The following is a 17,720-nucleotide window of genomic DNA, read 5'->3' as shown; positions in this document are numbered from 1 at the left end:
TGCCGTGCCGGACCTAACAGCGGTGTGACAGCCTCTGTTCGGCCCGTGTTAGGGCCGGGTCCGTACAACCGATCGCATGCGAGCAACCATCGAAGTCAGCGGGCTGCGCAAACGGTTCGGCCCGACCCTGGCGCTGGACGGCATGTCGTTCACCGTGCAGCCCGGCCAGGTCACCGGGTTCGCCGGCCCCAACGGGGCGGGCAAGTCCACCACGATGCGGGTGATCCTCGGCCTGGACGCGGCCGACGAGGGCCACGCGCTGATCGGCGGACGGCCGTACACCAGCCTGCCCAACCCGCTCACCCACGTCGGCGCGTTGCTCGACGCCGGTGCGCTTCAGCCCGGCCGCACCGCACGCAACCACCTGCTGTGGCTGGCCCACTCCCAGGGCCTGGACGGCAGGCGGGTCGACGAGGTGCTCCAACAGGTCGGGATGCGGTCCGCAGCCCGGCGCAAGGCGGGCGGCTTCTCGCTGGGCATGCGCCAGCGGCTCGGTATCGCGGCCGCGCTGCTCGGGGACCCGCCGGTGCTCATGCTGGACGAGCCGGTCAACGGCCTGGATCCCGAGGGCATCGTGTGGATGCGCGGCTTCCTGCGGTCGCTGGCCGGCGAGGGGCGGGCCGTGCTGGTGTCCAGCCATCTGATGAGCGAACTGGAGGACACCGCCGACCATCTCGTGGTGGTGGGCAAGGGCCGCGTCATCGCCGACACCAGCGTGGCCGACCTGATCGCGGCCGCCTCCCGCGGCCGGGTCACACTGCGTACGGCGGCGCGCTCGGAGGCGATGTCCGCGCTGGGTCACGCCGGCGCCACGACGGCCGCGGCCGATCGCGACACGATCGTCGTCTCAGGGCTGCCGTCGGAGCACATCGTGGCGGTACTCAACGCCAACGGGGTGCCGTTCTCCGAGGTGGCGACGGACCGGGTGACGCTGGAGCAGGCATACATGGACCTCACCGCCGATGCGGTCGAATACCGGGGAGCGGCACGATGAGCGCCCCTCCACACCGCTCCGCACACCGCTCGGAACCGCAGGCCGGCCGCGGAGGCTTCGGGCGGTTGCTGCGCGCCGAGTGGACCAAGTTCAGGACGGTACGCGGCTGGGTGGTCACCATGACCGCGGCGGCGCTGGTGACCGTGCTGTTCGGACTGCTGTCCGCGGCCGGCAACCACGCCTCGTGCGGTGCCGGTCCGATCGAGGTCGCCTGTCCCCCGCCTCTGGTCGGCCCGGGCGGCGAAGCGGTGGACGACAAGTTCTATTTCGTGCACCGGCCGCTGGCCGGGGACGGCGGCATCACCGTCCGCCTCACCTCCATGACCGGCCAGATCCGTAAGCCCGATGTCATCCCGGGGCAGCGCAACGTGGTGCCCGGGGTCGTGCCATGGGCGAAGGCCGGAGTCATGATCAAGGAGAGCACCAGGCAGGGCTCCGCCTACGCGGCGGTGATGATGACCGGCGAGCACGGGGTGCGGATGCAGCACGACTTCACCCACGACGTGGCCGGTCGGCCGGGCGGCGTCTCCCGACAATCGCCGCGATGGCTCCGGCTGATCCGCTCCGGCGACACCCTCACCGGGTACGAATCCGCCGACGGCACCGAGTGGGTCCAGATCGGCACCGCGACCCTGACCGGACTACCGCAGACCGTCCAGGTCGGCATGTTCGCCGCCTCTCCCGGCGACCTCACGGTCACACGGGGAGATCTTGGCGGGTCCGGCTCTGCGGCCCGCTTCACCGAAACCACCGGCGAGTTCGACCAGGTCATGCTCCAGGGCAACGCGTCCGGCGCGTGGCGCAACGACGACATCGGTGTCATCGTCGCGCCTGACGGGTCGGCGCACCACCCGGGCCGCGCCGGCCGGTCTGGCGGCACCTTCTCCGTAACCGGCGTCGGCGACATCGCGCCGACCATCGAGGGCACCACCCCCGAACGTTCCCTCAGCAGCGCGCTGATCGGCCTGATCCTGGTGATCGTGGTGGCGGTCATGTTCATCACCGCCGAGTACCGGCACGGCCTGATCCGCATCACCCTGCTGGCCGGCCCGCGCCGCGGCCGGACGCTGGCGGCCAAGGCACTGGCGCTCGGCCTGGTCACCTTCGCCGCCGCCCTGCCCGCCATCGCGATCACGTTCACGGCCGGCGGGCGGATCCTGCGCGACAACGGCAACACCGTCCTCCCGGTGTCCCTGCTCACCCAGATGCGCATCGTGGTCGGCATGGCGGCGCTGTTCGCACTGGCCGCCGTGCTCTCCCTCGCCCTCGGCACGCTGCTGCGGCGCAGCGTCGCGGCGGTCATCACCGCCATCGCGGTGATCGTGGTCCCGCACGTCCTGGCGACCACCTCGGTCCTGCCCGACAGCGCCGCGCGATGGCTGCTGCGCCTCACCCCGGCGGCCGGCTTCGCCATGCAGCAGAGCATCCCGCAGTACGCGCACGTGCTCGGCCACTACGCGCCCACCGCCGGGTTCTACCCGCTGCCGCCGTGGGCCGGTCTGGCCGTATCGGCCGGCTATACCGCGCTCGCCCTCGGCTTGGCCGTCCACCGGCTCCGCCGGAGGGACGCATGAGACATCCCCATCGGGACCTCTCCTGGTGCCGCGGGAGGAGTGCGTGACAGAGCTCCTGCATGCGGAATGGACGAAACTCCGTACCCTGGCCGGCACCGGCCGGCTGCTGCTCGCGATCGTGGTGCTGACCGTCGCCGGCAGCGTCGCGGCCTCCGCCGTCGTGTCCTGTGCCTCGGAAGGCTGCGGCTACGACCCCGCCAGGATCAGCCTCTTCGGGGTCCAGGTGAGCCAGGCGGTCGTCGCCGTCCTGGCCGTCCTGACGATCACCGGCGAATACGGCACCGGCATGATCCGCCTCACCCTGACCGCCATGCCGCGCCGGACCGGCGTCCTGGCCGCCAAGGCGATCATTCTGGTCGGCTTGACCCTGATCGCCGGGAGCGTCGCCGTGCTCGCCTCCGCGCTTGCCGCGCCGCGCATCCTGCTCGGCAACGGCTTCCCCGCCGAAATGCTCATCCTCACCAGCGGTCCCATGCTGCGCGCCGCCGTCGGCTCGGTCCTCTACCTGGCGCTGATCGCCCTGTTCAGCCTGGGGGTCGCCACCGCCGTACGAGACTCCGCCACCGCCATCGGGGTGGTGCTCGGCCTGCTCTACCTCTTCCCCGCCCTGATCCTCATGATCGCCGACGATGGCTGGCAGCGGCTTCTCTGGCAGATCTCCCCGATGAATGCCGGGCTCGCCGTACAGGCCACCACCAACCTCGCCACCCTCCCCCTCAGCCCGTGGGCCGGCCTGAGCGTACTCGCCGCATGGGCCACCGCGGCGCTCCTGGGCGGCGGGCTGCTCCTACGGATGCGCGACGCATAGCCGCCAGCCGGATCTCGGGCGACAAATGGGGCCGGACGCCCCGGGCAGGCACCGCCATCATCACCGACGCCGTGCCCCTGCTACCCGCGCCAAGACCCAAGGCGGGGCCGTCGGGAAGCACCGGGCGGGGCCTCCGCGAGGGCGAAGGCCCCGCCCGGTTCTCACCGTCAGGCGAGGATCAGGCGGCGGCCGGTGATCCGGTAGCCGATCCGGGCGAACGATGCCGCCATGGGCCTGTTGCCCACATCGGTGTTGTCGTTCACCTCGGGCTCACCCTCGGCGCTGAAGATGTGCAACGCCTCGATGGCCAGGTCGTCGGCGTAACCGCGACCGCGGTGGGCCGGGTCCACCCCGAGATAGCCGATCGTGGCGCACCTGGAGTTGCGGGTGGGCATCACGACGCCGACGAGCTCACCCGAGGCGTCACGGGCGAGCCGCCACCGGTCGCGTCCGCCCGGCATGTCCGCGATCTCGGTCACGGTCTGCTCGGCCGTCGCCCGCGCGCCCTGCTCCGCGAGGTGGCGCCGGTCCCAGTCGTCGAGGCTGCCCTCTTTGACGCGTGCCAGCAGGTCCAGCACCGTCTCGTCGTCGTCGACCGGGGCGAAGGTGAGCCGGCCGGGCCTGGGCGGCAGGCCGTACTCGGGAGACCAGCGCAGGTTGAGCCGCTCGACGGACTGCCGCAACCCGGCCCGCTCGGCGGCGGCGATCCGGTCGGAGGCGTCGGCGAGCGCGTCGGGACGCTCCCGCCAGTCGGCGGGCAGGAACAGGTGGTAGTCGGGCCGGGCGCCGGACGGTGTGGCGTACCCGGGCGTGACCAGCTCCGCGTACGCGGCCCGCAGCAGGGCGGCGCCCACCTCGACCCGGTCGGGCCCGAACCCGGGGTCGAACCAGTCGAGGCTGAAGGGATGCTCGGAGCCGGGAGGCCCCCAGAATCCGGCCCTGGCGACGACCTCGTCGCCGCGCAGCGCGACCCAGACCCATCCGGACCGGTAGTCGAGCTTGTCGAAGGGCAGGCTGCGGGCGCCCACGCCGGAGGCGGGCAGCGGGCCGTAACGGTGGAACAGGTCGAACTCGTCCGCGTCGAGCGGGCGGAAAAGCAGATCGGACAAGGGAAACTCCAGAAAGCGGGTGCGCTTCCCGGTTCTCAGGCGGCCTGTCGCCCGAGGCGGGAGCGCGTGACCAGGGTGGCGAACATGTGCTCCTCACCTCCTCGCGCTCGAAGGGACGGCCAGGCTACCGATGTGCCCGTCCCGCCCTCAACCGGATAAACCCGGCGGGGCCGGCGGCCGGGATGACCGGCGCCCCTCGTATCGCGGCGCCGGGCACCGTACCTGACCTCGCCGGACGCGCCACGAGCCGGTATCGCTAGATCTGTGACCGTCCCGGCGTTACCTTGACGGAGTGATCGATGTCACCGCGTACCTCCGCAGGATCGGCGTCAGGGTCGACGGGCCCCCGAGCGTGGAGTCGCTGCACCTGCTGCACCGGGCACACGTGCAGCGAGTGCCGTACGAATGCCTGGAGATCTGGCTGGGCCGGCCGACGACCGTCGACCCCGCGGAGTCGGCCGCGCGGATCATCGGGGGCCGGGGCGGCTACTGCTACCACCTCAACGGGGCGTTCTCCCTGCTGCTGGAGGCGCTCGGCTACCGGGTGAGGAGGCATGTGGGCGGAGTGCAGGGCAAGGCCGAGGGGCCGCCGAACATAGACGGCGGCCATCTCGTGCTCACCGTCTCCGGCCTGCCCTGCCCGGACAACCCCGGCGGTGAGTGGCTGGTCGACCAGGGCCTCGGCGACGCGATCCACGACCCGCTCCCGCTCGTCGAGGGCACCTACCGGCAGGGCCCCTTCAGCTACGGCCTGCGCGCCTCCGAGGTGGAGCCCGGAGGATGGCGGTTCGACCATGATCCGCGCGGCGGCTTCCTCGGCATGGACTTCCGGATCGGACCCGCCGAGATGTCGGAGTTCGCGGTGATGCACGAGTTCCTGTCCACCTCCCCCGAGTCGGGCTTCGTCCGGGTGGCCACGGTCCAGCGGCGCGACGCGAGCGGTGTCGACGCGATGCGGGGCCTGGTCCTCACCCGGGTCGGCGACCGCGAGCACACCCTGGTCGCGCAGAGCGAACGTGACTACTTCGAGATACTGGCCGACGTCTTCGCCCTCCATCTGTCCGACGTCACCTCTGCCGAACGCGCCAAACTCTGGCAGCGCCTGTGGACCGCCCACGAGAGATGGTCTGATTTCCAGTGATCCAAGGGGCGGCTCGGCCGAACCGGGAGGCATGACCTCCCCCGCCCGTACAGGCGCCTGACCTCGGCTCCAGGCTGCCGGCGGCTTGGGACGCGCGGGCGCCTGCCCTCGGCTCCATCGCGTTGTGCGGATGCCCATGGCACCGCGTAAGCGGAAACCAGGGCTCAATGCGGCATGCGGAATCCCTTTTCATTGGTTCATGTGCCACTAAGTGACTATGTTGCTGTCCGCGATGGGATAGCGAACGGGGTGAGCAGGATCGACACTCAAGTGCTGGCGGACCGCTATCGGCTGCTCAACCCTCTCTCCGAGGGTGGGGCGGGCACGGTCTGGCTCGCCGCCGACGAGATGCTCGGCCGTGACGTGGCGGTGAAGGAGGTGCGGCTCCCGCCCGACCTCGATCCCGCCAGGCGGCAGGAGGTCCTCGCCGCGGCGCTTCGCGAGGCCAACCTCGCCGCCCGGCTCAGGCATCCCTCGATCGTGACCGTCCACGACGTGGTCGTCGACCAGGAACGGCCCTGGCTCGTCATGGAGCTGCTGTCGGGCGCGTCCCTGGAGCAGACGGTCCGCGACCGGAGCCCGCTGCCGGTGCACCAGGTGGCCAGGATCGGCGTGGGCATCCTCGGCGCGCTCGGCGCCGCCCACACCGCCGGGGTGTTCCACCGTGACGTGAAACCGGGCAACGTCTTCCTCACCAGGACCGGCAAGGCGGTCCTCACCGACTTCGGCGTCGCGGTCGTCGACGGCGAGGTCACCTCGGGCCGGACCGGCCACCTGATCGGCTCGCCCAACTACATCGCGCCGGAACAGCTGCGCGGCGAGCGCGGCGGCCCCGCCTCCGACCTGTGGTCCCTCGGTGCCACGCTCTACTTCGCCGTCGAGGGGATGCCGCCGCACCCGGCGGAGACCCCCATCGCGGCGATCGGCCGGGTGCTCACCGAACCGCCCAGGCCGCCGGAGCGCGCGGGCGGGCTGGGCCCGCTGCTGATGAGCATGCTCGACCCGGCCCCCGAGGCCCGGCCGTCGTTCGACGCCGTCGCCCGCTCCCTGGCGGAGCTGGCCACCGGCCAGCCGGCCGCCGGGGTCGGCGGGGTCGGCGGGGTCGGCGGGGTCGGCGGGGTCGGCGACACCGCCGGGGTCGCCGGGATGCCGGCCGCCGCATCGCCCCCCTCTCCGCCGCCCGCGATCCCCGCCGTCCCTGCCGTCACCGACCCCGTTCCCGCCCCGGTACGGCCGCCCGCGCCGGGCCGGGGGCGTGCGCTGCGATGGGCCGCCGCCGAGATGGCCGGGATCGCGGTGGTCATCGGGGTCACCTTCGGGGTGACGTTCCTGCTGACCTCGGGCCCGACCGCGGCCGAGCAGGTGGTCAGGCTCAGCGAGAGTCCCGGTGCCTTCAGCACCCCGGTGGACGTGTGCAAGCTCATTCCCGCTACCAGGGCCAGGCAACTGCTGCCCGCGCCGGCGGGCGAGGGCAAGCCCACCAACGACGGGGGCTGCCAGTGGCCGGCCAAGGGCATGGGACTGGAGGTGCGTCTCCCCGGTACCGGCAAGCAGTGGGGCAAGAGCCCCCGGCAGGCCCACGAGCTGTTCGTGAACCAGCGCCAGAGCACCATACCGAGCGGGGAGAACGCCTGGAGCTGGCCGGAGATCCAGGCCGGTGTCCGCTCCGCCCGATCCACCGCGCCGAGGGCCGTGGCCCCCGTCGGGGAGGAGTCGTTCGGCTACGACGTCTACGAGAACCGCATGACAGGCAGGCTGGAGCAGAGCTACGTGATCATCCGCGTGGACAGCCTCGTTCTGGAGGTCGGTTACGCCGTGGTGGACGGCAGCAAGGACGGTCCGGCGATCCAGGCAGGCGCCCACACAGCCGCGACATGGGTCGCGAACGCGTTGAACAACCAGAAAGCGGGCGAATGAACCATCCAGACGTCCCCCTATCGCAGGGCAGGCACGCGGGCGGGCACACCGCTCCCGCGCCGGGGCCGGGGATCGCCGGAGCCGGGGTCCCGCCCATGCTTGACCAGAGCTCGCTGGAGCAGGTGATCGCCCGGTTCGGGCCGATGTCCCCGCAACGGGTCGCGGTGGTCGGCTTGGCCGTGCTGGACCAGCTCGTGGTGATGCACAGGCAGGGCATGCTGCACGGGGATGTGCGACCGAGCTCGGTGCTGCTCGGCCCGTACGAGCAGATCATTCTCGCCGCGCCTTCCCTGCCGTCCTCGCTCTTCACCTCTCCCGAGGGCGTGACCAGCCCCGCCGCCGACCTGTGGTCGCTCGGCGCGACCCTCTACACCGCCGTCGAAGGCCGCCCGCCGTCGCCGGGCGGCTCCCTGGACAACGCGGGCCCGATCGCGCCCGTGCTGTTCCGGCTGCTCGCGGGCGACCCCTCCCAGCGGCCCGACCCCGACACCCTGCGCAAGATCCTGCTCGACATCTCCCAGCACCGTCCAGAATCTCCCGCCGCACCACTCCCCGTGGGCGCGCCCTCCCAGGTCTCCGGCCCTGCGGGCCCCGCGGCCTCCGTCCCCTTCACCCCCGGGGCCCCTGCGGCCTTCGGGCAGGCGACCCCCCAACCGCAGAGGAGCCCCGGACAGGAGGGCGGGACCGTTCCGGTCACCGAGGCGGAGGTGACCGCGCCCTTGAGAAAGAACCTGACCGAGCAGATATCCGCCGTCACCGCCGGGCTCACCCTCCAGGACGTCCCGGCCCCTCAGCAGGCCGCGCCCCCTCCCTCGAACGCGCCGACCGCCTGGCAGGGCCCGATCCCTCCCCTGGACACACCGTCCGCCTGGCAGAGCCCGCCTCAGGGCCCGCCTCAGAGCCCGCCTCTGGGCCCGCCCCAGGGCCCGCCCCACCCTGGCGTGCCCTTCCAGCACGGTTCCCCGCCGCCTCACTCGAACCCTCCGGACGCGCCCACCTCGGTTGAGCAGGTCCCCGTCCCCGACGCGGTGAGGGAGGCGGCGGACGAGCCCACCGAGCGCTCCACCCGGGCGACGGGGATACTCGTGCCCCGGCCGGTCGTGGCGCTGACCGGGGTGCTGCTCTTCGGCATGGCGGTCAGCATCGGCATCCTGCTCACCTCGGTGCTCGCCAACGCGGACGACGACGTCTCCGCCGAACCCTCCGGGGCCAAGGGGCGCTTCGCCGCGGCGCCCCGGGCCTGCGGCCTGCTCGACGACAAGCAGGTGAACCAACTGGTGCCGGGATTCAACAGCTCGGAGGTCGAACACTCGGCGTGCGACTGGCTCAACCGGTACGACTGGCGCAAGCCCAACGTGGAGAAGTACGACCTGCGGGTCCGGCTGATCGCCCAGAAGCAGAACGGGTCGGAGGTCGCCAGAGCGAAGGAGTACCTGGCCGGCAAGAAGAAGGACATCCTCGACAAGGGCCAGTTCGCCACCCCCAAGCCGCTCCCGCCCAAGGACCTGCGGGGGATCGGCGAGGAGGCGTTCACCTCCGGCGGGCACAACTCCATCAACCTGTACGGCGGGTCCTACAAGGCGACCGTGGTCTTCCGGATCAGCAATCTGATCGCCGAGGTCGACTACGAGCGGGGCGGCGTCAAGGAGGACCCGGACGGCAAGATCGCCGAAGGCGCGTTGCAGGCGGCGCGCTGGCTCGCCGAGTCCCTGAAGACCGATGGCTGATCCGGTGGCCGGCCCGCTGCCCGTGCTGGCGGGCCGCTACCGGGCGCTCGCACGGCTCGGCGCGGGCGGGATGGGCGTGGTGTGGCGGGCCCATGACGAGCTCCTGCACCGCGAGGTGGCGATCAAGGAGGTCATTCTCGCTCCGCACCTGTCCCAGGAGCACCGCGACGAGATGCGGGAGCGCACCATGCGCGAGGCCCGCGCCGCCGCCAGGCTCGGGCACCCGTCCATCGTGGCGGTCCACGACGTCATCGCCCAGGACGGCCGCCCGTGGATCGTGATGGACCTGGTCAGGGGTCGTTCACTGGACGACGCGATCCGCGCCGACGGGCCGTTGCCACCGCACCGGGTGGCCGCGATCGGCCTGGCCGTACTGGACGCGCTGGCCCTCGCGCACAGCCGGGGCATCATGCACCGCGACGTCAAACCGGCCAACATCATGCTCGCCCAGGACGGCGGGGTGCTGCTGACCGACTTCGGCATCGCCACGGTGGAGGGCGACGCCCAGCTCACCTCACCGGACGCGCTGGTCGGCTCCCCCGGCTACATCGCCCCCGAGCGGCTGCGCGGCACCGGCGACGGCCCGTCCGCCGACCTGTGGTCCCTGGGCGCGACCCTGTACGCGGCGGTCGAGGGCCAGGGGCCCTTCCGGCGCGACACGCCGGTCGCCACCATCGGGGCGGTACTCACCCAGGAGACCCCCTTCCCCTCCCGGGCCGGGGAGCTGGCTCCCGTACTGCTGGCCATGCTGGCCAAGGATCCCCGGCAGCGGCCGGGAGAGTCGGGGCTGCGCGCCGCGCTGCGACAGGTCGCCCAGGGACTGCCGCCAGGACCGCTCTCCCCGGCGACCGCGCCGCAGGTACCGCCCCAGGCCGCGGCCCCCCAGTCCACGGCACCGGCGCCGGCGCCGGCAGGACCGCGGCGTACCGGACTGATCGTCGGCGCCGTGCTGGCCGTGGTCGCGACGGCGGTGACCGGTACGGTGCTGCTGACCATGAGCGGGCCGGACACCCCCGAGACACCGTCGCGGGCGGCGAACGCCGGGCGGTTCGCCACCGCCCCCGACCCGTGCACGCTGCTGACCGGGCCCCAGGTCAAGGTCGCGGTGCCGAGCGCGTCGCCGCTGTCCATGGAGGCCACCCAGAACAGTGAGCCCTACTGCAGCTGGGACGACCCCCTGGGTGGCAGCCGTACCGACCGCAGGTTGCGAGTCGCGGTCGGTCACAAGGCCCCCACCCCCGGCAAGAGCGGCCCCGACACCGCCCACGCGTTCTTCGTCGCCGAACGCACCTCGGTCGTCGCCGACCAGGGCAACGGCCTCCTGGGTTCCACCGGCCCGCTCAGGAACATCGGCCGGGTCGGGGCGGAGGCGTTCTCCTACGACGTGGTCGCCCTGGACCGGGTCCACTCCGTGATCCGGTTCCGGGTGAGCAACCTGCTGGTCGAGGTCAACCTGTCGGAGGTGGGGAAGCGTGCCGGAACCGCACTGCGGCAGGATGCCCTGAAGATCGCACGCCAGGTCTCCGAGGAGCTGAACAGCCGTGACTGAGAAACGCGCCGCGACGGAAGGGTTCGCGTGACCGATCCCAGCCTCCTGGCCGGGCGCTACCGCATGCTGGAGCGCCGCGACCGCGCGGGGACGAGCTGGCGCTCGCGCGACGAGCTGCTCCGCCGCGACGTCACGATCTCCGAGGTGCCGCTGCCGCCGCCCGGGCCGGCCCGCGACCGCCTCCTCGACCAGATCCGCGCGGCCGCGGGCCTGCGGCACCCCGGCGTCACCGCCCTGCACGACGTGATCTCGGGTCCCGACCGGCTGTGGCTGATCATGGAGTCGGTCGAGGGGCGCTCGCTGCTCCAGCACGTCCGGGCGGACGGCCCGCTCCCCGCCGAGCGGGCGGCCGAGATCGGGCTCCGCGTGCTGGACGCGCTGGCCGCCGCCCGCGAGCTGGGCGTCCATCTGGCCGCCGCTCCCGACAGCGTGCTGCTCGCCCCCGACGGGCGGGTGGTGCTGACCGGCGTCGCCGCCCTCGGGTCCACCGACGAGCTGCGCGATCTGGGCAGCACCCTGTTCACCGCCGTCGAGGGCCGGGCTCCGCACACCGGTCCCCGCCCGGCTCCACTGATGGTGGGCGGTACGCCACTGGCCGAGCCCGGCAGCGGTCCGGCGGCTTCCGGCCCGCTGGCCCCGCTGGTCGAGGAACTGCTCACAGCCGGGCCCGGCCACCGGCCCGACGCCACCTCGGTACGGCTGACCCTGGAGCGGTTCCTCCCCCGGCCTACCCACAGCGGACACGGCGGGGAGCCCGGAGCCGGCGGCGGCCCCCGCAGGACGTCTCTCCTCGCCGTCGCCGTCGCCGTCGCCGTACTCCTCCTGGGCGCCGCCTACTGGTTCTGGCCTCGCCCCACCGAATCCACGACGGAATCCACGCCGGTCGCACTGCCCACCGCCTTTGCACGCACGCCCGACCCCTGCTCGCTCATCTCCACCAAGCAGGCGGACGACCTGGCACTGGACACCACTCCCACCAAGGACGGCAAAGAGTGCAAATGGGTGACCAATGACTCCGGGCAACCGCCGAACCTGAAGTACACCCTGTGGATCTCCGCCTTCGGCTTCACCTCCGACGAGGCGGCCCGGCGTAACTACGCGAGGTTCCTCAAGAAGACCCGCGAACGGACCAGGACGGACGTGGGGGCCGCCCTGACCCACGTCAAACCGGTGGAGGCACTGGCCGGGATCGGTTCCGAGGCCTACCGCAACGAGGTCACCAACGGGCTGACCCGCAGCAGCTCCGTGGGCTTCCGCGCGGCCAACCTCGTGATCATCGTCCAGTACCAGCGCGGCGTCCCCGAAGACCCCAACGGCACCACCGGCGAGGGAGCACTCAAGACCACCCGGTGGATCCTCGAAAGGCTCAGCCGCGAGAGCTGAGCCCCGGTCCTGACCTCGGCCGGGCAGCGGGAGCTCGTTCCGGCCGTCGGCGAAACCGCCGATCCACCACGGTCACGGAACGCGCCGGGGCGCTCAGGGCACTGGCGGAACAGCGGGAATCACGATATATCTCGGTTGGAACCGCGCGGCGGGTCCACACGTTGGACTGGCGACGCACAATGAAAACAGACGGGGCATCCGCCCCGCGTTCGGAGGATGTTGAGGATGTCGCCAATCCAGAAGTACGCGATCGGCGCCGGAGCAGTGGTGTTCCTGTCGTGGCTGTTCCTGCCGGGTTTCCTGACGCTGCTGATCCTCCTGGGCGTCGTCGCCGCCCCGGTCGTCGGCTACCTGATGCTCGACCCGTCCCAGCGCGAGCGGCTCAAGCGCGCCCGGCGCCGCGGTCTCGGCCGCTGACGCGAAGACCGTCCCACCCGTCGAGGCCCGGCCTCGCGAGCCCGCGTCTCGGGGCCGCGACCGCCGGGCCTGCGGGGGAACGCGTGGGCCCGGCCGGTCAGGCGATGGCGGTCAGGCGGTGGCGGTCACCAACTCCGCTTCCACCCGGCGGGTGACCTTGCGCTCGAACACGAACGAGAGCAGCGGCACGGTGCCGGCCAGCATCACCCCGAGAATGTACGGCCACGTCCAGCGCGCCTTCATGCCCAGGTTCATCGCGGCCACCAGATAGAGCATGTAGAGGAAGCCGTGGATCGGGGAGACGACCTTCGAGGGCTCCTCGATGCCGAAGCCGTACCTGAGCACGATGCAGGTGACCAGGACGAGCAGCATCACGCCGACGATGTACGCCAGGATGCGAAAGGGCTTGAGAGCGGATTCCACGGTCGGTTACCTCGGTCTTGGGGTTCGGTTCACGGGACGGTGCGAGCTGGCAGAGCGGGGGTTTCCGGAGCGGCGGGCTCAGTACCGGAATCGGGGCCGGGGGCGTCCTTCTGCGCGCGGCCGCGCAGCGCGTCGCGTACGAAGTGCCACCACATGAAGACCGCGAACAGCCCGAAGATCCACCACTGGGCGGCATAGGCGAGGTTGCGCCAGGTGAGCACCCCGGACTCGGTCGGCGGAGAGACGTTCACCGGCTTGGCCGCGACCGCGGGAGCCGGTGACTGCTCGGCGGCCACCACGAAGCCGTTGCGCAGCTTCGTGTCCCGCCAGAGATTGATCAGTTCGGCCGACGACACGGTCAGCACCTGCCCCTGCGGCAGCTGCCGGGTCCGGCGCTGGACGCTGTCGGTGGCCTCCGAGGGCTGCAGCCGTCCGCCGACGGTCACCCTGCCCTCGGGCACGGCCGCCACGGCGGGATCCTGCGCCGTGGCCACCCAGCCGCGCACCACGGGGACGTAGGTTCCGTCGCCGAGATCGAACGCCGTGAGCAGCCACAGGCCCCCGTCGCGCTCGGCCACCAGCAACTGCTTCGAGGCGTCGAAGGTGCCTTCCGCGATCACCCTGCGGCCGGCCTCGTCGGCCGTTATGTGCTCTCCGGGCGCGGTGAGGGTGGCGACCGCCACGGGGGCGGGGTCGACCAGTGCCCGGGGCCCACCGGACTCCTCGAAAACGCCGAGCTGCCACCTGCCCAGCAGCCCGCACACGACGAGGGCTCCGATCGCGAGCAGGTGGAGCACCACCACGCGGGCGGAGAACAGGATGCGGAGCATGACACCACGCTATCCGCCCCGGTAGGCGGTCCGGTCCTCAGTACCCGCCTCGGCCCGGCGCGGGAACGAGCTTCCCGGGAAAGTGGACAAATCAGTGTTGGGGAGGCATCCGATATCGCTAAAGTCATCCCCATGTCTGATCCTCAGCAGATTGACCCCGCGGGCAACACCCAGGCGTTCCGCGCGTTCGCCCAGCGTAAGGACCCGGAGGCCGCCCCCGAGAAGCGGTCGCTGGCACTGCCGATCACAGCGGCCGTGGTGGTCGCGGTGCTGGTCATCGTCGTTGTGGCCGCATACCTGCTGCTCTAGCAACCGGACAGTTTGAAGCGCCGACGGCATCGCCCTCGGCGCTTTTCGCGTTCCCTGACGACGGGAGCGTGCCGACCGGTCGGTGTGAGGTGGCTCACCGTGCCGCGCGTATGGACGGCGCGACCGTCGCTCATTAAATTAGACGAAGAATCTAATAGCAACGAGCGCGGAACGCTCTCATCGCCGCAGCCGGAACCGGCGGGAAGCCCGTGCCGCCCGAGAGGTCACCGACGACAGAGGTCAGCAAGGAGATCGCATGAGCACGCATCCCGGGATCACGATCATCGGCACCGGCTTCGCCGGCCTGGGCATGGCGATCAAGCTCAAGGAAGCCGGATACCACGACTTCGTCATCCTGGAGAAGGCCGACGACCTGGGCGGGACCTGGCGGGACAACACCTACCCCGGCTGCGCCTGCGACGTCCCCTCGCACATGTACTCCTTCTCCTACCGGCTCAACCCCGGCTGGTCTCGGATGTTCGCCCCCCAAGCCGAGATCTGGGACTACCTGCGGGCCTGCGTCGACAAGTACGACCTGACCCCGCACCTGCGGTTCGGCAAGGAGGTCGTCGGACTGGAGTACGACGACGCGACCCGCGACTGGCGGGTGAGCGTCGCCGGGGAGGAGACGTTCACCACCAACGCCGTGGTCTCGGGCATCGGCGCGCTGCACGTGCCCTCGCTGCCCGCGATCCCCGGCCGCGAGAGCTTCGCGGGCGTCTCCTTCCACTCGGCGGAGTGGGACCACTCGGTGGACCTGACCGGCAAGCGGGTCGCGGTCATCGGCACCGGCGCCTCGGCCGTCCAGTTCGTCCCGCAGATCGCCGGGAAGGTCTCCAGCCTCCACGTCTTCCAGCGCACGCCCCCCTGGATCCAGCCCAAGCCCGACTTCCCCTTCTCCTCCCGGGCGAGACGGATCCTCGGCCTGCCCGGCGCCGCCAGGGCGCTGCGCACCTCGATCTACTGGGTGCTGGAGACCCGCGCGCTGGGCTTCACCGTCGACCCGCGCCTGATGAAGGTCCACGAGAAGATGGCCCTGAACCACCTCGCCAAGCAGGTCCCCGACCCGGCGCTGCGTGCCAGGCTCACCCCCGACTACACGATCGGCTGCAAGCGCATCCTGATCTCCAACGACTACTACCCGGCACTGGGCAGGGAGAACGTCGAGCTGATCACCGACGGGGTGCGGGAGATCCGGGAGAACTCGATCGTCGACTCCACCGGCAGGGAGATCGAGGTCGATGTGATCATCTACGGCACCGGCTTCAAGGTCGTCGAGGCGCTGGACGAGCAGCGGATCATCGGCAGGAACGGTGTGAAGATCCAGGAGGCCTGGCAGGACGGCGTGGAGGCCTACTACGGCATCACCACCGCCGGGTTCCCGAACCTGTTCTTCCTGCTCGGCCCCAACACCGGCCTGGGCCACAACTCGGTCGTCTTCATGATCGAATCCCAGGTCCGGTACGTCCTCGACTGCCTGCGCCTGCTGTCGAGGACGAAGGCCAGGGCCCTCGACGTACGCCCCGAGGCGCAGCGCGACTACAACGACCGCCTCCAGAGCCGGCTGAACCACCTGATCTGGAACGAGGGCGGCTGCGACAGCTGGTACCTCGACGAACACGGCGTCAACAGGACCATCTGGCCCGGCTTCAGCTTCGAGTACTGGGCACGCACCCGGAGGCTGAGGCCGGAGGCCTACGAACTGATCCGCTGAAGGGGCCCGGCGGCCCGTTCCCACTGATTCGACAACGCCGACGGCACTGCCCTTCGGCGTTCTCGGCGTTCCTGGACCGGGGGACACGCCCGTCACGTCGATGTGAGGTGCGTCATATTCCACCGGTATGGACCGTACAAGATCGGCCCTCCATCATGAACAAGGCCTCCGACAGCGTGAACCGCAGCTGGATGCCAACTCTCGGTCGTGCCGCACGCGTCCGCGCCTCACCCGTCCTGTCCGAACTTCGCGAACCGCGCCGCCGGAGAACCCGGCACCGCGGAAGGACCGGCGCCGCCGGAAACCCAGCAAGGAGACGCATGAGCACGCGCCCCGGCATCACGATCATTGGCTCCGGCTTCGCCGGACTCGGCATGGCGATCAAACTCAAGGAAGCCGGATACCACGACTTCGTGATCCTGGAGAAGGACCAGGAGGTGGGCGGCACCTGGCGGGACAACACCTACCCGGGCTGCGCCTGCGACGTCCCCTCACACCTCTACTCCTTCTCCTACGAGCTCAACCCGAACTGGTCTCGGATGTTCTCCGGCCAGGCCGAGATCTGGGACTACCTGCGGGCCTGCGTCGCCAAGTACGACCTGACCCCGCACCTGCGGTTCGGCACGAAGGTCAGCGAACTGGAGTACGACGACACGGCCCGTCACTGGCGGGTGAGCGTCGAGAACGGGGAGGCCTTCACCACCAACGCGGTGGTCTCAGGCGGCGGCGCGCTGCACGTGCCGTCCTTCCCCGCGATCCCCGGCCGCGAGAGCTTCGCGGGCGTCTCCTTCCACTCGGCGGAGTGGGACCACTCGGTGGACCTGACCGGCAAGCGGGTCGCGGTCATCGGCACCGGCGCCTCGGCCGTCCAGTTCGTCCCGCAGATCGCCGGGAAGGTCTCCCGACTCCACCTCTTCCAGCGGACGCCGCCCTGGATCCAGCCCAAGCCCGACCTCGTCTTCTCCACACGCGCGAAGAGGCTCCTCGCCCTGCCTGGAGCCGCACGGACGCTGCGCACCTCGATCTACTGGGCGATGGAGAGCCTCGCCATGGGCTTCGCCGTCGACCCGCGCCTGATGAAGGTCCACCAGCGGGCGGCCCTGTACCACCTGAACAGCAAGGTCTCCGACCCCGTACTGCGTGCCAAGCTGACCCCGGACTACACGATCGGCTGCAAGCGCATGCTGCTGTCCAACGACTACTACCCGGCGATGGTCAGGGACAACGTCGAGGTGATCACCGACGGGGTGCGGGAGATCCGGGAGAACTCGATCGTCGACTCCACCGGCAGGGAGACCGAGGTCGACGTGATCATCTACGGCACCGGCTTCAAGGTCACCGACACCCTGAAGAACCAGCGGATCATCGGCAGGAACGGTGTGAAGATCCAGGAGGCCTGGCAGGACGGCGTGGAGGCCTACTACGGCATCACCACCGCCGGGTTCCCGAACCTGTTCTTCCTGCTCGGCCCCAACACCGCCCTGGGCCACAACTCGGTCGTCTTCATGATCGAATCCCAGGTCCGGTACGTCCTCGACTGCCTGCGCCTGCTGTCGAGGACGAAGGCCAGGGCCCTCGACGTACGCCCCGAGGCGCAGCGCGACTACAACGACCGCCTCCAGAGCCGGCTGAGCCGGCGAGTCTGGAACGAGGGCGGCTGCGACAGCTGGTACCTCGACGAACACGGCGTCAACAGGACCATCTGGCCCGGCTTCAGCTTCGAGTACTGGGCACGCACCCGGAGGCCGAAGCCGGAGGCCTACGAACTGATCCGCTGAGAGGTCCAGCGACCCGTTCCCGGCCGGCGACGGAACGGCCACCTGGT

Annotated in this window: 15 protein-coding genes; 12 read left to right on the top strand and 3 right to left on the bottom strand. The window is 71.0% G+C overall.

Annotation, left to right across the window (positions count from 1 at the left end; genetic code table 11):
* Window positions 1-76: 76 nt before the first annotated feature.
* The 3 genes from AB0K21_RS03610 to AB0K21_RS03600 are packed head-to-tail and all read left to right on the top strand — an operon-like array spanning window position 77 to window position 3,376.
* A complete protein-coding gene (locus tag AB0K21_RS03610; protein WP_364147503.1) occupies window positions 77-994 on the top strand; it encodes an ATP-binding cassette domain-containing protein in 918 nt (305 codons plus the stop codon).
* On the top strand, window positions 991-2,568 hold the full coding sequence (locus tag AB0K21_RS03605; RefSeq protein ID WP_343975978.1) for an ABC transporter permease subunit: 1,578 nt from the start codon (window positions 991-993) through the stop codon (window positions 2,566-2,568). The genes AB0K21_RS03610 and AB0K21_RS03605 overlap by 4 nt, the downstream gene beginning before the upstream one ends.
* Before the next feature lie 43 nt (window positions 2,569-2,611).
* Window positions 2,612-3,376: an ABC transporter permease gene (locus AB0K21_RS03600; RefSeq protein ID WP_364147500.1), complete on the top strand. Its 765-nt coding sequence runs from the start codon at window positions 2,612-2,614 to the stop codon at window positions 3,374-3,376.
* A 167-nt stretch (window positions 3,377-3,543) separates the two neighbouring features.
* On the opposite strand, the gene AB0K21_RS03595 is transcribed toward AB0K21_RS03600, so the two are convergent.
* On the bottom strand, window positions 3,544-4,485 hold the full coding sequence (locus AB0K21_RS03595; RefSeq protein WP_343975984.1) for a GNAT family N-acetyltransferase: 942 nt from the start codon (window positions 4,483-4,485) through the stop codon (window positions 3,544-3,546).
* A 292-nt stretch (window positions 4,486-4,777) separates the two neighbouring features.
* Between AB0K21_RS03595 and AB0K21_RS03590 the strand changes: the two genes are divergently transcribed.
* The 6 genes from AB0K21_RS03590 (at window position 4,778) to AB0K21_RS03565 (ending at window position 12,619) form a co-directional block, all read left to right on the top strand.
* The gene (locus AB0K21_RS03590; protein WP_343975987.1) at window positions 4,778-5,626 is read left to right on the top strand and encodes an arylamine N-acetyltransferase; all 849 of its coding nucleotides are present in this window, start codon (window positions 4,778-4,780) and stop codon (window positions 5,624-5,626) included.
* A gap of 249 nt (window positions 5,627-5,875) precedes the next feature.
* Window positions 5,876-7,543, top strand: a complete 1,668-nt coding sequence (locus AB0K21_RS03585; RefSeq protein WP_364147496.1) for a serine/threonine-protein kinase — start codon at window positions 5,876-5,878, stop codon at window positions 7,541-7,543.
* The gene (locus tag AB0K21_RS03580) at window positions 7,540-9,270 is read left to right on the top strand and encodes a hypothetical protein (protein WP_364147494.1); all 1,731 of its coding nucleotides are present in this window, start codon (window positions 7,540-7,542) and stop codon (window positions 9,268-9,270) included. The genes AB0K21_RS03585 and AB0K21_RS03580 overlap by 4 nt, the downstream gene beginning before the upstream one ends.
* A complete protein-coding gene (locus tag AB0K21_RS03575) occupies window positions 9,263-10,819 on the top strand; it encodes a serine/threonine-protein kinase (RefSeq protein WP_364147491.1) in 1,557 nt (518 codons plus the stop codon). The genes AB0K21_RS03580 and AB0K21_RS03575 overlap by 8 nt, the downstream gene beginning before the upstream one ends.
* Before the next feature lie 27 nt (window positions 10,820-10,846).
* A complete protein-coding gene (locus tag AB0K21_RS03570; protein WP_364147488.1) occupies window positions 10,847-12,202 on the top strand; it encodes a hypothetical protein in 1,356 nt (451 codons plus the stop codon).
* A 225-nt stretch (window positions 12,203-12,427) separates the two neighbouring features.
* Window positions 12,428-12,619, top strand: a complete 192-nt coding sequence (locus AB0K21_RS03565; RefSeq protein ID WP_326636344.1) for a hypothetical protein — start codon at window positions 12,428-12,430, stop codon at window positions 12,617-12,619.
* Between the two features lie 111 nt (window positions 12,620-12,730).
* On the opposite strand, the gene AB0K21_RS03560 is transcribed toward AB0K21_RS03565, so the two are convergent.
* Together AB0K21_RS03560 and AB0K21_RS03555 are read right to left on the bottom strand one after the other, a co-directional pair.
* Window positions 12,731-13,042 (bottom strand): DUF3817 domain-containing protein, encoded by a 312-nt coding sequence (locus AB0K21_RS03560; protein WP_343972492.1) that lies wholly within the window; start codon window positions 13,040-13,042, stop codon window positions 12,731-12,733.
* A gap of 29 nt (window positions 13,043-13,071) precedes the next feature.
* Window positions 13,072-13,872 carry an SURF1 family protein gene (locus tag AB0K21_RS03555; RefSeq protein WP_343972495.1) on the bottom strand — a complete coding sequence of 267 codons (801 nt, stop codon included), beginning with the start codon at window positions 13,870-13,872 and terminating at the stop codon, window positions 13,072-13,074.
* A gap of 132 nt (window positions 13,873-14,004) precedes the next feature.
* Between AB0K21_RS03555 and AB0K21_RS03550 the strand changes: the two genes are divergently transcribed.
* The 3 genes from AB0K21_RS03550 (at window position 14,005) to AB0K21_RS03540 (ending at window position 17,673) form a co-directional block, all read left to right on the top strand.
* Window positions 14,005-14,181 (top strand): hypothetical protein, encoded by a 177-nt coding sequence (locus AB0K21_RS03550; RefSeq protein WP_169750083.1) that lies wholly within the window; start codon window positions 14,005-14,007, stop codon window positions 14,179-14,181.
* A gap of 256 nt (window positions 14,182-14,437) precedes the next feature.
* Window positions 14,438-15,895, top strand: coding sequence for an NAD(P)/FAD-dependent oxidoreductase (locus tag AB0K21_RS03545; RefSeq protein ID WP_364147483.1), 1,458 nt, complete (start codon window positions 14,438-14,440; stop codon window positions 15,893-15,895).
* A gap of 320 nt (window positions 15,896-16,215) precedes the next feature.
* Window positions 16,216-17,673, top strand: a complete 1,458-nt coding sequence (locus tag AB0K21_RS03540; protein ID WP_364147480.1) for an NAD(P)/FAD-dependent oxidoreductase — start codon at window positions 16,216-16,218, stop codon at window positions 17,671-17,673.
* Window positions 17,674-17,720: the final 47 nt, after the last annotated feature.

Source organism: Streptosporangium sp. NPDC049248, assembly GCF_040678965.1.
In the GTDB taxonomy this organism is placed as follows: domain Bacteria; phylum Actinomycetota; class Actinomycetes; order Streptosporangiales; family Streptosporangiaceae; genus Streptosporangium; species Streptosporangium fukuiense.
The sequence above is the reverse complement of the archived record's forward strand: the minus strand, read 5'-3'. Positions and strand labels throughout refer to the sequence as shown.